The organism is Variovorax atrisoli (assembly GCF_014195185.1).
Lineage (GTDB): Bacteria > Pseudomonadota > Gammaproteobacteria > Burkholderiales > Burkholderiaceae_C > Variovorax > Variovorax atrisoli.
This window is the reverse complement of record NZ_JACIBG010000010.1, coordinates 260830-273403: the sequence shown is the minus strand read 5'-3', so window position 1 is coordinate 273403 and position 12574 is coordinate 260830. Positions and strand designations below refer to the sequence as shown.

Genomic DNA, 12574 nt, shown 5'->3' with positions numbered 1-12574 from the left:
GACTACCCGGCGCGCTCCTTGCGCTCGCGGGCGCGCCGCACCTGGCGCGTCTCGTTCGCCTGCGAGGCGATGCGGTCCTTCTCGCGCTTCTTCAGAGCCCGCTTCTCGCGCATGCGCCGGCCCAGCACATAGCTGCCGATGCCGGTGACCACGGCGATGAAGACGCCGATGACGCTGATGTCGATGCCGCCCATGGCTACTGCACCCGGACGATGCTGGTGGGCTTGAAGCCCAGGTCGGCCGCCTTGCCCTTGCGCGCGCGGCTGCCGCGCGCGTTGTTCAGCGTGCGGATCTCCAGCGTTTCCTCGCGTTCCTTGCCGCCTCGGCCGATGCCCTCGATCTTCACGCTGCGCGTGTAGGCGGCGGCGCCGGCCAGGGTGTCCTTGGCTTCCAGGTCGATCAGCGTGAGGCCGCGGCCGCCCTTGGGCAGGCTCTTGAGCTCGGCGATGTCGAAGGTCAGGATGCGTCCGCCGGTCGAGGCGCAGGCCACGTGCGTGGCCGCCGGCATCGGCTCGGCACCGCTCGCACCGCCCACCAGCGAGGGGCGGCACAGCTGCTCTCCTTCGCCCACGTCGACGAAGGCCTTGCCGCCGCGCTGGCGCGACATCATGTTCTCGACCGTGGCGATGAAGCCGTAGCCGCCGGTGTTGGCCAGCAGCAGGCTGGCACCGACCGGGCCCGCGAAGAAGTGCGTGACGTGCGTGCCGGCGTCCAGGTCGATGAGCGTGGTGACGGGCTGGCCGTCGCCGCGACCGCCCGGCAGCGAGGCCACGGGCACGGTGTAGACACGCACGCTCTTGTCCTTGGCGCTGCCGAACACCAGCAGCGTGTCGACGCTGCGGCATTCGAAGGCGCCGTAGAGCGAGTCGCCCGACTTGAAGCTGTACTCGGGCGCAGAGCCGTTCGCGGCGCCTGCCGCCTTCTCGCTGGCCCAGCCCTTCTGCGTGCGTACCCAGCCCTTCTGCGACACGATGACGGTGACGGGTTCGTCGACCACCTTCACCTCGGCCACGGCGCGCTTCTCGGCCTGGATCAGCGTGCGGCGCGGGTCTTCGAAACTCTTGGCATCGGCTTCGATTTCCTTCACCAGCAGGCGGCGCAGCGCAGCGGGGCTGGCGAGGATGTCTTCGAGCTTCTTCTGCTCGTCGCGCAGGCTGGAGAGTTCCTGCTCGATCTTGATGGCCTCGAGCCGCGCGAGTTGGCGCAGCCGGATTTCAAGGATGTCCTCGGCCTGGCGTTCGCTGAGGTTGAAGCGCGCGATGAGCGCGGCCTTCGGGTCCTCTGCCGCACGGATGATCGCGATCACTTCATCGATGTTCAACAGCACCAGCTGCCGGCCTTCGAGGATGTGGATGCGGTCCTGCACCTTGCCCAGGCGGAAGCGCGAGCGCTTCTCGACGGTGATCTCGCGGAAGGCGATCCACTCGTTGAGCATCTGGCGCAGCGACTTCTGCGTGGGCTTGCCGTCGATGCCGACCATCGTGAGGTTGACCGGCGACGAGGTTTCCAGCGAGGTCTGCGCGAGCAGCGTGGTGATGAACTCTTCCTGGCTGATGCGCGAGGTCTTGGGCTCGAACACCAGGCGCACCGGGGCGTCCTTGCTCGATTCGTCGCGCACCACGTCGAGCACCGACAGCATCGAGGCCTTGAGCTGCGTCTGCTCCGCACTCAGCGCCTTCTTGCCGGCCTTGACCTTGGGGTTGGTGATTTCCTCGATCTCTTCCAGCACGCGCTGCGAGCTCACGCCCGGCGGCAGCTCGTTGACCACCAGCTGCCACTGGCCGCGCGCCAGTTCCTCGATCTTCCAGCGCGCGCGCACCTTGAGCGAGCCGCGGCCGGTGCGGTAGGCGTCGGCGATGTCGGCCGCGCTGCTGATGATCTGCGCGCCGCCCGGATAGTCGGGGCCGGGCACGATGGCGAAGAGTTCTTCCTCGCTGAGCTTGCCGTTCGACTTGATCAGCGCCACGCAGGCATCGGCGATCTCGCGCAGGTTGTGGCTCGGGATCTCGGTGGCCAGGCCGACCGCGATGCCGCTCGCGCCATTGAGCAGCGTGAACGGCAGCCGCGCAGGCAGCAGTCGCGGCTCTTCGGTGCTGCCGTCGTAGTTGGGAATGAAGTCGACCGTGCCTTCGTCGATCTCGTCGAGCAGCAGACTGGTGATGCGCGCCAGGCGCGCCTCGGTGTAGCGCATGGCGGCTGCGCCGTCGCCGTCGCGGCTGCCGAAGTTGCCCTGGCCGTCGACCAGCGGATAGCGCTGCGAGAAGTCCTGCGCCATGCGCACCAGCGCGTCGTACGCGGCCTGGTCGCTGTGCGGGTGGAAGCGGCCGAGCACGTCGCCGACCACGCGCGCGCTCTTCACGGGCTTGGCGCCCACGGTGCCGTTGGTGCCACCGAAGCCCAGGCCCATGCGCGACATCGAATACAGGATGCGGCGCTGCACCGGCTTCTGGCCGTCGGACACATCGGGCAGCGCACGGCCCTTGACCACGCTCAGCGCGTATTCGAGGTAGGCGGTCTGGGCGTAGTCGGCAAGGGTCAGGGTCGTGTCGCCGTCGGTGGGACCCTGGAGATCGAGCGGAGGTTGGGAATCCATGAAAGAGCTGGTGAGAAAAACTTTTGTTGTTGCTGGCTGGGCGTTCAGCCAAGAGTGAAAGCCTCGTGGACCGCGGACTGTACGGCGCCGCCGAGCACCGCGCCGCCGCCGGCCACGTAGATCCAGTCGCCGATGACGGCCGCGCCCACCGCGTGCCGCGGCGTGGTCATCGGGGCATGCCGCTGCCAGGTGTCGTCGACGGGGTTGTAGCTTTCCATCTGGCCGAACACCTTCGCCTGGCGCGGCACGCCGTCGACGAGGATGCCGCCCTCCCCGCCCATGGCGAAGAAGCGGCCTCGATACACCACGAGCCCGTGGCCCGAGCGCGCGGTGGGCAGCGGCGAGCGCAGCTCCCAGGTGTCGCGTGCGGGAAGGTAGACGTGGTGCAGGTCGGTGTTGTATTCGAATGTGTTGAAGCGCCCGCCGATCACGTGGATCCGGCCGCCGTGCGACACGCAGCCCACGTGGTCGCGCGCACCCGGCAGCGGCTTGCGAGCGGACCAGCGGTCGGCCTTCGGGTCGTAGACCTCGTGCCAGCCCACGCTAGCGCGCTCCGCGGCAGGTTCGGAAGCGCCGCCGATCAGGTGCAGCGCGCCGTCGAGCATCACGGCGGCGGCGGCGCCGCGCGGACGCGGCAGCGGCGCGATCGCGCTCCAGCGATTGGCGGCGATGTCGTAGACGTAGGCGTTGGTGTCCGAGCGCCGGTTCTGCTCGACGAAGCCGCCGAGCGCGTAGACGCGGCCGCCATCGGCGGTCACAGCAACGTGGTTGGCACCGCGTGGCAGCGGCGCGCCGTCGAGCCAGCGGTCGGCCTTGGGGTCGTAGATGTGGTGGTAGTCGCGGTTGACCTTGCCTTCGCCATAGCCGCCGACCACATGCATGCGGCCCATCGCCGCGGTGGCCCAGGCCATCTCGCTGCGGGGAATCGGCAATGCGGCGCGCGGCTCCCATCGCCCCTGCGGACCGGGCGGTGCGGAGCTGTCGGTGAAGCGCTGGGCTTCCTGCTCGGGCGTCATGTGGTGCGGCACACCGCCCTGCAGACGCGCATAGGGCTCGGCCGAGGAAGGCACGGGCGGCAGCGTGTCGTGCGTGGCCGGATGCTGCGCGCGTGCGCCGCCCGTCACCATCCCGGCGGCGGTCGCGAGAACGAAGCTTCGACGATCCATGGCCTCCTCCCTCCTCCTGCCGATCAGGACAGCGGCGTGCCCGGTGGCGCATCGGCCGCGCCCGTAGGCACTGCCGATGGCTCGGGGATGTCGGGCATGGCCGGCATGTTGCGCGGGCCATCCGACGGCATGTTGCCGCGGCCGAGCGCGCCGCCCTGCGGCACGGTCAGTTCCATGCGGATGCGTCCCGGCGTCTTGCCGCCTCGCGCGGCGCCGCTGCCACTGCCCGAGGCAACCGAGGGCTTGAGGTACGCATACAGCTGCAGCACGGTCTGCACGTAGTTCTGCGTTTCCTTGTAGTTCGGGATCTTGTTGCCCGCGCGCTGCACCGCGCCCTCGCCGGCGTTGTAGGCGGCCAGCGCGAGCTCGATCTGCCCCGGGAACATCGCGATCAGGTCGCGCAGGTAGCGCGAGCCGGCGGCGATGTTGATGCGCGGGTCGAACAGCTTCTTCTCGATGGTCGCGCGCTTGTCCGCCGACACGCCGTAGCGCTGCGCGGTGGCGGGCATCAGCTGCATCAGGCCCATCGCGCCCTTGGGCGAGACGGCCTGCGCATCAAAGCCCGATTCGGTCGCGATCAGCGCCTGCAGCAGCTCGTAGTCGATGTCGTGCTTGCTCGATGCATCGCGCAGCGCGGCCTTGGCCGTCTTGTAGCCGGGCGAGGCCTCGAACATCGCGAGCAGGCTCTGCGAGGCCGGCGACACCTTCCCGTCGAGCTTGCCCACGCCGCGGCCCAGCGGGGAGATACCGTTGGCGGTGTCGAAGCTCTGACCACCGCGGAAGAAGATCTGGTAGCGCTCGTCAATCTTTTCGGAAGCGAAGTGCGCGATGCCCTTGCTGTCGACGTAGCCGTAAATGTCGGCGGCGCGCGCGCCCTGCAGCGACAGCACGAGGGCTGCACACAGCATGAAGGGGCGGAACCGGCGTTTCATGGCAATGCGGACCCTGTCCTCAGAACCACCAGCCGTAGCGCTTGCGGCGCTCGGCATGGACTGCAGCGTCGTCGCCCATGCTTCGAACGTGGCCGCCACCCTTCAACCCGACCCAGAGCGACATGCCGCCCAATGCAAGAACGATGAGGAAGACGGGCATGTGCTCGAGTACGACGCCATTGAGGATCATCGACACGGCCACCCCCAGGAAGACCAGCGCGGCGCTCCAGCAAAGAACGCGACGCATCCAGAGCCATGTGGTCGCGACTGTCCGCTCGATCGTGCTGGGCTCGGCGTTGTCGTTGACTGCGTCGTCCCACCAGCCCATCCAGACGAACACAAACGCCAGCAGGATGCAGATGCTGGCAAAGAACATGTTCGCGACCTGTCCGACTGGGTCGCGTTGAGTCAGAAGGAGCCCCGACGCTCCAGCAACGCAAGCCCCTGCCAGCGAACCGCAAATGATCTTGTGCCCGTTCATGCCCTGTCGTGAGAAATGTTCCAGCCGGAATCAGACGTCGATATCGACGTCATCGGCGCGCAGTTCCATGAGCTCGCGCCGCGCCGCCGCTTCGCCCTTGCCCATCAGCTTGGTGATTTCGCCCTGGGTGGACGTGAAATCGAAGCGGCCCAATTGGACCTGCATCAGGCGCCGGGTGTCGGGATTGAGCGTGGTTTCCCACAATTGTTCCGCGCTCATTTCGCCCAGGCCCTTGAAGCGGCTGATGCTCCAGGCGCCTTCGCGCACGCCGTCCTTGCGGAGCTTGTCGAGCGTGGCGGTCAGTTCGCCTTCGTCCAGAGCATAGACCTTGGAGGCCGGTTTCTTGCCGCGCGCGGGTGCATCGACCCGGAACAATGGCGGCTTCGCGACATACACATGGCCGGCTTCGATGAGTTTCGGAAAGTGCCGGAAGAAAAGCGTGAGCAGCAGCACCTGGATGTGGGAGCCGTCCACGTCGGCATCGCTGAGGATGCAGATCTTGCCGTAGCGCAGGCCGCTGAGGTCGGGCGAATCGCCGGGGCCGTGCGGATCGACGCCGATGGCGACCGAGATGTCGTGGATCTCGGTGTTGGCGAACAGCCGGTCGCGCTCCACTTCCCAGGTGTTGAGCACCTTGCCGCGCAGCGGCAGGATGGCCTGGCTTTCCTTGTCGCGGCCCATCTTGGCGCTGCCGCCTGCGGAATCGCCCTCGACCAGGAAGACCTCGTTGTGGCTGATGTCCTTGCTCTCGCAATCCGTCAGCTTGCCGGGCAGCACGGCCACGCCGGAGCCCTTGCGCTTCTCGACCTTCTGGCCGGCGCGCTGGCGGGTCTGGGCGGCCTTGATGGCCAGTTCGGCGAGCTTCCTGCCGTAGTCGACGTGCTGGTTGAGCCACAGCTCCAGCGCGGGGCGCACGAAGCTGGACACGAGGCGCACTGCGTCGCGGGAGTTCAGGCGCTCCTTGATCTGGCCCTGGAACTGCGGGTCGAGCACCTTGGCGCTCAGCACGTACGAGGCGCGCGCGAACACGTCCTCGGGCAGCAGCTTCACGCCCTTGGGCAGCAGCGAGTGCAGCTCGATGAAGCTCTTCACCGCATTGAACAGGCCGTCGCGCAGGCCGCTTTCGTGCGTGCCGCCGGCGCTGGTGGGGATCAGGTTGACGTAGCTCTCGCGCACCGGCTGGCCTTCCTCGGTGAAGGCGACGGCCCAGTCGGCACCCTCGCCCTCGGCGAAGTTGTCGGCGTTCTTGTCGGCATGGCCGCTGCCTTCGAACAGCGGAATGACCGGGTCGCTGCTGAGCGTCTGCATCAGGTAGTCGCTCAGGCCGCCCTTGTAGAGCCACTGCTGCGTTTCCTTGGTCTTCTCGTTGACGAGCGTGACGCTCACGCCCGGCATCAGCACGGCCTTGCTGCGCAGCAGGTGGGTGAGCTCGCCCATGGGCAGCGCGGCGGTCTCGAAGTACTTGGCGTCCGGCCAGGCGCGAACCGTGGTGCCCTGCTTGCGCTCGCCGGCCTCCAGCTTGCGGACCTCCAGCGCCTCGATCACGTCGCCGCCGCTGAAGGCCAGCTTCGCGACCGAGCCCTCGCGGTGCGTGGCCACCTCGAGCCGCTTCGACAGCGCGTTGGTCACCGACACGCCCACGCCGTGCAGGCCACCCGAGAAGCTGTAGGCGCCGCCCGAGCCCTTGTCGAACTTGCCGCCGGCATGCAGCCGGGTGTAGACCAGTTCGACCACGGGCGCCTTCTCTTCCGGATGCAGGCCGAAGGGAATGCCCCGGCCGTCGTCTTCCACGCTGACCGAGCCGTCGGTGTGCAGCGTGACCTTGATCTTCTTGCCGTGGCCCGCGAGCGCCTCGTCGGCGGCGTTGTCGAGCACTTCCTGGATGATGTGCAGCGGGTTGTCGGTGCGGGTGTACATGCCCGGGCGCTGCTTGACAGGCTCGAGGCCCTTGAGCACGCGGATGGAGCCTTCCGAATAGCCGGAGGAGGCGGACGATGAGCTGGGGGGAGTCTTGGGGGGAGTCGCCATGGGGGCGGATTGTAGTCAGTAGCCGCCAAATAACTGGATACCCATACAGGAGGGCTCCTACGACACGAACATGCGGGCACCCAGGAAGTCGATGAAGGCGCGCACCTTCGGCGACGGATTGCGCCCCGAAGGCCACAGAACGCCGAGGTCGATGGCATGCGGGCGCACGTGTTCCGCCAGAACGCTGCACAGCCCGCCCGTGGTCAGCGCCTCGCGCACGCAGAAGTCGGGCAGCAAGGCGATGCCGCGTCCGCGCAGCGCGAAGCACAGGCGGGTTTCCATGTTGTTGCAGATCATGGAGACCGGTGGCTTCACCTCCGCACCGTCGGGCCCCGGCACGAGCGGCCAGACTTCCACCTTGCCCGTGGCCGGGTAGCGGTAATGCAGGCAGGCGTGTTGCGCCAGGTCCGCCGGCACCAGAGGCACGCCGCGGCGCGCCAGGTAATCGGGCGAAGCCACCAGCAGTTGCGAGAACTGTCCCAGACGACGCACCGAGAGCCGTGAATCGGTGAGTTCGCCGGTGCGCACCACTGCGTCGAAGCCCTCCTCGATGACATCGACGAGCCGGTCGCTGAAGTCGAGGTCTAGCTCGACATCCGGGTACTCGCACATGAAGTCGGCAAGCAGCGGCAGCACCAACGAGCTGACCAGCGGCAGGCTCACGCGCAGCTTGCCGCGCGGCGAACCGGCCGAACAGGACAGCTCCTGCTCCGCGGCCTCGATCTCGGCCAGCACCCGGCGGCTGCGCGCTAGGAACAGCGCACCCTCGGCGGTGAGCGTGATGCTGCGGGTGCTGCGGTGGAACAGCCGCACGCCCAGCCGCTCCTCGAGCCGGGCCACGCGCTTGCCGACGGCGGACGCGGAAACGCCGAGCACGCGGCCGGCGGTGACGAAGCTGCGGGTCTCGGCCACCTGGATGAAGACGGTGAAACCGCTGAGGCTGTCCATGGAAAACGAAGGATGGAAGAGAAGGGGAAGCCCGGATGGCCGCATTGCGGAACCCGATGTCCGCATTGAGCGGAACTGTATCCCCCTTTTTCCGGAGTTGGCTTCTTCCTATCGTCGACCGCATGTCACTCACTCATCCGAATCCATCCTCGTCCCGGGCACGGCTGCCGCTGTCCGGCCTGCTTGCGCTGGCGGCCGCCAGCTTCATCACGATCCTCACCGAAGCCATGCCGGCCGGCCTGCTGCCGCAGATAGGCGCGAGCCTCGCCGTCACGCCCGCGCTGGTCGGGCAGTTGGTGACGGTCTATGCGCTGGGCTCGCTGGTCGCGGCCATTCCGCTGGTGGCGCTCACGCGGGGCTGGCGGCGGCGTCCGCTGCTGATGCTGGCGATCGGCGGTTTCGCTGTGGTCAACACAATCACAGCCCTCTCGCACAGCTATCCGCTGACGCTGGCCGCGCGCTTCTTCGCCGGCGTGTTCGCGGGGCTGCTCTGGGCGCTGGTGGCCGGACACGCCGGGCGCATGGTGCCGCCGTCGATGCAGGGCCGCGCGATCGCGGTCGCGATGCTGGGCGCTCCGCTGGCGCTGTCGCTGGGCATTCCGGCGGGCACGCTGCTGGGCACCGGCGTGGGCTGGCGTCCGGCCTTCCTGGTCATGTCGGCGCTGTCGGTGCTGCTGCTCGGCTGGGTGCGCTGGAAGGTGCCCGACTTTCCCGGCCAGGAAGCCGCGCGGCGCCGCAGCGTGAGGCTCGTGTTCCTGCTGCCGGGCGTGCGGCCGGTGCTCGGGGTGATGTTGGCCTTCGTGCTGGCCCACAACATCCTCTACACCTACATCGCACCGTTCCTGGTGCACGCCGGGCTGGGAGCGCGGGTCGACCTGGTGTTGCTGGTCTTCGGCACGGCCTCGCTGGCGGGCATCTGGGTGACGGGCGTGCTGATCGACCGCTGGCTGCGCGAACTGGTGCTCGCGAGCACGGCAGCGTTCGGGCTGACGGCGCTGCTGCTCGGTTCGGCCACCGGATCGGCGGCAGCGGTGCACCTGGGCGTGGCCATCTGGGGCCTGGCCTATGGCGGCGCGGGCACGCTGTTCCAGACCGCCTCTGCGCAGGCGGCGGGTGAATCGGCCGACGTGGCGCAGTCGATGGTGGTCACGGTGTGGAACATCGCCATCGCGGGCGGAGGGCTGATCGGCGGCCTGCTGCTGCAGACCGGTGGTGCCGGGGCGCTGCCCTGGTCGCTGCTCGTGCTGCTGGCGCCGGCGCTGTGGCTGACCTGGCGAGCCTGCGCGCACGGCTTTCCCGGAACGCGGTCTGTCGCCGGCGCGACAGCACGCTGAAGCCCTGAGGCTTTTGATGCGTCCGCCGCATCGAAAGCCGGCCGATAAATCATCAATGGCTTTGGCCGGCGCGCCACCTGCTCGAGCAGGCGAATAGTTACATTCGAAGTCATGCAATCCCCAGCCGCCCCCGCCCTCTCGGTCAAGCAAGTCCTTTTCTGCGGGGCGATGATCGTCACGCTGTCGATGGGCATACGCCACGGTTTCGGCCTGTGGCTGCAGCCGATCACGCAGGCGCAGGACTGGAGCCGGCAGACCTTCTCCTTCGCGCTGGCGGTGCAGAACCTCTCGTGGGGCATCTTCGGCGTGTTCGCGGGCATGCTGGCCGACAGGTTCGGCGCGTTCAGGGTGCTGATCGGCGGTTCCTTGCTCTATGCGGCGGGCCTGTTCGGCATGGCGCATTCGCCGACGCCGCTGCTCTTCACGCTGAGTGCGGGCATCCTGATCGGTGCGGCGCAGGCGGGCTCGACCTACGCGGTGATCTACGGGGTGATCGGCCGGCAGATCCCGGCCGAGAGGCGCTCGTGGGCCATGGGGGTGGCGGCGGCGGCAGGCTCGTTCGGACAGTTCCTCCTGGCGCCCGTCGAGGGCCGGCTGATCGGCCACCTGGGCTGGCAGACCGCGCTGGCCGTGGTGGCGGTGCTGGCGCTGGTGATCGTTCCGCTGGCCTTCGGGCTGCGCGAGCCGAAGACGGCGGCGCAGGCCGGCCACCGCGAGCAGTCGGTGATGCAGGCGGTGGGCGAGGCATTCCGCTACCCGAGCTTCGGCCTGCTGATGGCAGGCTACTTCGTCTGCGGCTTCCAGCTTGCCTTCATCGGCATCCACATGCCGACCTACCTGCGCGACCGCAGCCTGCCGGCCGAGGTGGCGGGCTACGCGCTGGCGCTCATCGGCCTCTTCAACGTGTTCGGTACCTACACGGTGGGGCTGCTGGGGCAGAAGCTGGCCAAGCGCAAGATCCTGGCGGCCATCTACTTCGCGCGGGCGGTGTCGATCGCGCTCTTCCTGATCGCCCCGATCTCGCCGATGAGCGTGTACCTCTTCTCCGCGGCGATGGGCTTCCTGTGGCTGTCCACGGTGCCGGCCACCAACGCCATCGTGGCGGGCATCTTCGGCGTGGCGCATCTCTCGATGCTCAGCGGCTTCGTGTTCCTGAGCCACCAGGTCGGCTCCTTCCTGGGCGTGTGGCTGGGCGGCTACCTGTACGACACCACGGGCAGCTACGACATCGTCTGGTACATCGCGATCGCCCTGGGCGTGTTCGCGGCGCTGGTCAACCTGCCGGTGAAGGAAAGCGCCATTCCGCGCGGTCCGCAGCCCGTGGGCGCCGCAGGCTGATCCGCAGCTGGTTTGCGTGTACAACAGGACCATGACTTCCCGGATGCGCCATCACATCGTCCACGCCGGCTGGCTGGCCGCCGCGCTCGCGGTGCTGGGCGGCGTGTTCACCCTGTACATGCACCCGGATTTCCTCGTGACGCTGGTCGACCAGATCTGGTCCTGTTTCTGAGCCTCGGATCGCTATGAAAGAAATAGCATCGGTACACGGCCTGGGGGCACCTTCCGAGTGGGTCGTCCGGTGGTCTCACCTGCTTGCGCCCGGCGCGTCGGTGCTGGACGTGGCATGTGGCGCCGGCCGGCACATGAAGTGGTTCGCGGGACGCGGGCACGCAGTCACCGGCGTCGACCGTTCTCCCGAAGCCGTCGAGGCCGCCGGCGCGTTCGGCAAGGTGGTCGAGGCCGACATCGAATCCGGTCCCTGGCCCTTCTCCGGCCAGGCCTTCGGCGCCGTGGTCGTCACCAACTACCTCTGGCGTCCGCGCATGGCCGATATCGTGGCCGCGGTGGCGCCGGGCGGCGCGCTGCTCTACGAAACCTTCGCCGTCGGCAACGAGACCGTCGGCAAGCCCTCGCGGCCCGATTTCCTGCTGCAGCCGGGCGAGTTGCTGGCGGCGTGCGACGGGCTGCGCGTCGTGGCCTACGAGGACGGCTTCATCGGGCAGCCCGCACGCTTCGTGCAGCGCATCGCCGCCGTCCGCCCGGACGCGGCCGATTCCGGGCTGCCGGCGCGCCGCGTCCTTAAGGGAAACTAGGGGCCCGGGGCTGCTGTCTGGCCTGGCGCCGGAGTAAGTAGAATCGACGCTTTCGTCCACCGACAAAGAGATTCCCCTTGGAGCAACTGACAGGCAGCATCGTCGCGCTCGTCACGCCGATGCACGACGACGGCAGTGTCGACTACCCCGCCCTGCGGCGGCTCATCGACTGGCATATCGAAGAAGGCACCGACTGCCTGGGCGTGGTCGGCACCACCGGCGAATCGCCGACGGTCGATGTCGAAGAGCACTGCGAAATCATCCGCGTCTCGGTCGAGCAGGCCAAGGGCCGCGTGCCCGTGATGGCTGGCTGCGGCGCGAACTCCACCAAGGAAGCCATCGAGCTCGCCAAGTTCGCCAAGGGCGTGGGCGCCGACTCGCAGCTCCAGGTCGTGCCGTACTACAACAAGCCCACGCAGGAAGGCCAGTACCAGCACTTCAAGGCCATCGCCGAGGCCGTGGGCGACCTGCCCATCGTGCTGTACAACGTGCCCGGCCGCACCGTCGCCGATATGGCGCACGACACCGTGCTGCGCCTGGCTCAGGTGCCCGGCATCATCGGCATCAAGGAAGCCACCGGCAACATCGAGCGGGCCCAGTGGCTCATCCGCGAAGTGCCGGAGAACTTCGCCGTCTATTCCGGCGACGACCCCACCGCGGTCGCGCTCATGCTCTGCGGCGGCCAGGGCAACATCAGCGTCACGGCCAACATCGCGCCGCGCAAGATGCACGAGCTGTGCGTCGCTGCGCTGGCTGGCGACGTGAAGCGCGCCATGCAGATCCAGTTCGAGCTCATGCCGCTGCATCGCAACCTGTTCGTGGAGCCCAACCCGATCCCGCTGAAGTGGGCGATGGCGAGGCTCGGCCTGTGCGGCGGTACGCTGCGCCTGCCGCTCACCGAACTCGGCGAAGCGAGCCGCCCGGCGGTCGAGGGTGCCCTGCGCGCCACCGGCCTGCTCAAGGGCTGAACGCCTCTTCCAGCACGTCCCGGACCTGCCT

At 68.3% G+C, this 12574-nt stretch carries 12 protein-coding genes; 5 read left to right on the top strand and 7 right to left on the bottom strand.

Annotation, left to right across the window (positions count from 1 at the left end):
- Window positions 1-2 precede the first annotated feature (2 nt).
- From FHY06_RS30255 to FHY06_RS30225, 7 genes are all read right to left on the bottom strand, one after another.
- Window positions 3-194 carry a hypothetical protein gene (locus FHY06_RS30255; protein ID WP_184607262.1) on the bottom strand — a complete coding sequence of 64 codons (192 nt, stop codon included), beginning with the start codon at window positions 192-194 and terminating at the stop codon, window positions 3-5.
- A gap of 2 nt (window positions 195-196) precedes the next feature.
- Window positions 197-2593 carry a DNA topoisomerase IV subunit A gene (gene parC, locus FHY06_RS30250; RefSeq protein WP_019655995.1) on the bottom strand — a complete coding sequence of 799 codons (2397 nt, stop codon included), beginning with the start codon at window positions 2591-2593 and terminating at the stop codon, window positions 197-199.
- Window positions 2594-2637: 44 nt separating this feature from the next.
- Entirely contained in the window at window positions 2638-3759 is a 1122-nt protein-coding gene (locus FHY06_RS30245; RefSeq protein ID WP_020723193.1) for a Kelch repeat-containing protein, read from the bottom strand.
- 23 nt (window positions 3760-3782) lie between these two features.
- Window positions 3783-4691 carry a lytic transglycosylase domain-containing protein gene (locus tag FHY06_RS30240; protein ID WP_221404437.1) on the bottom strand — a complete coding sequence of 303 codons (909 nt, stop codon included), beginning with the start codon at window positions 4689-4691 and terminating at the stop codon, window positions 3783-3785.
- 19 nt (window positions 4692-4710) lie between these two features.
- The gene (locus tag FHY06_RS30235; protein ID WP_184607261.1) at window positions 4711-5067 is read right to left on the bottom strand and encodes a hypothetical protein; all 357 of its coding nucleotides are present in this window, start codon (window positions 5065-5067) and stop codon (window positions 4711-4713) included.
- Between the two features lie 135 nt (window positions 5068-5202).
- The gene (locus tag FHY06_RS30230; protein ID WP_184607260.1) at window positions 5203-7200 is read right to left on the bottom strand and encodes a DNA topoisomerase IV subunit B; all 1998 of its coding nucleotides are present in this window, start codon (window positions 7198-7200) and stop codon (window positions 5203-5205) included.
- Window positions 7201-7257: 57 nt separating this feature from the next.
- Window positions 7258-8148 (bottom strand): LysR family transcriptional regulator, encoded by an 891-nt coding sequence (locus tag FHY06_RS30225; RefSeq protein WP_019655991.1) that lies wholly within the window; start codon window positions 8146-8148, stop codon window positions 7258-7260.
- 122 nt (window positions 8149-8270) lie between these two features.
- Here FHY06_RS30225 and FHY06_RS30220 point away from each other — a divergent pair, with 122 nt between their 5' ends.
- The 5 genes from FHY06_RS30220 to dapA all read left to right on the top strand — a co-directional run bounded on the left by FHY06_RS30220 (window position 8271) and on the right by dapA (window position 12543).
- Window positions 8271-9482: an MFS transporter gene (locus FHY06_RS30220; RefSeq protein ID WP_184607259.1), complete on the top strand. Its 1212-nt coding sequence runs from the start codon at window positions 8271-8273 to the stop codon at window positions 9480-9482.
- 111 nt (window positions 9483-9593) lie between these two features.
- Complete coding sequence (locus tag FHY06_RS30215) at window positions 9594-10820, top strand: MFS transporter (RefSeq protein ID WP_126184912.1); 1227 nt, start codon at window positions 9594-9596, stop codon at window positions 10818-10820.
- A 31-nt stretch (window positions 10821-10851) separates the two neighbouring features.
- Window positions 10852-10992, top strand: coding sequence for a hypothetical protein (locus tag FHY06_RS30210; RefSeq protein WP_184607258.1), 141 nt, complete (start codon window positions 10852-10854; stop codon window positions 10990-10992).
- A gap of 13 nt (window positions 10993-11005) precedes the next feature.
- Window positions 11006-11575: a class I SAM-dependent methyltransferase gene (locus FHY06_RS30205; RefSeq protein WP_184607257.1), complete on the top strand. Its 570-nt coding sequence runs from the start codon at window positions 11006-11008 to the stop codon at window positions 11573-11575.
- A 77-nt stretch (window positions 11576-11652) separates the two neighbouring features.
- A complete protein-coding gene (gene dapA / locus FHY06_RS30200; protein WP_019655986.1) occupies window positions 11653-12543 on the top strand; it encodes a 4-hydroxy-tetrahydrodipicolinate synthase in 891 nt (296 codons plus the stop codon).
- The last annotated feature ends 31 nt before the right edge of the window (window positions 12544-12574 follow it).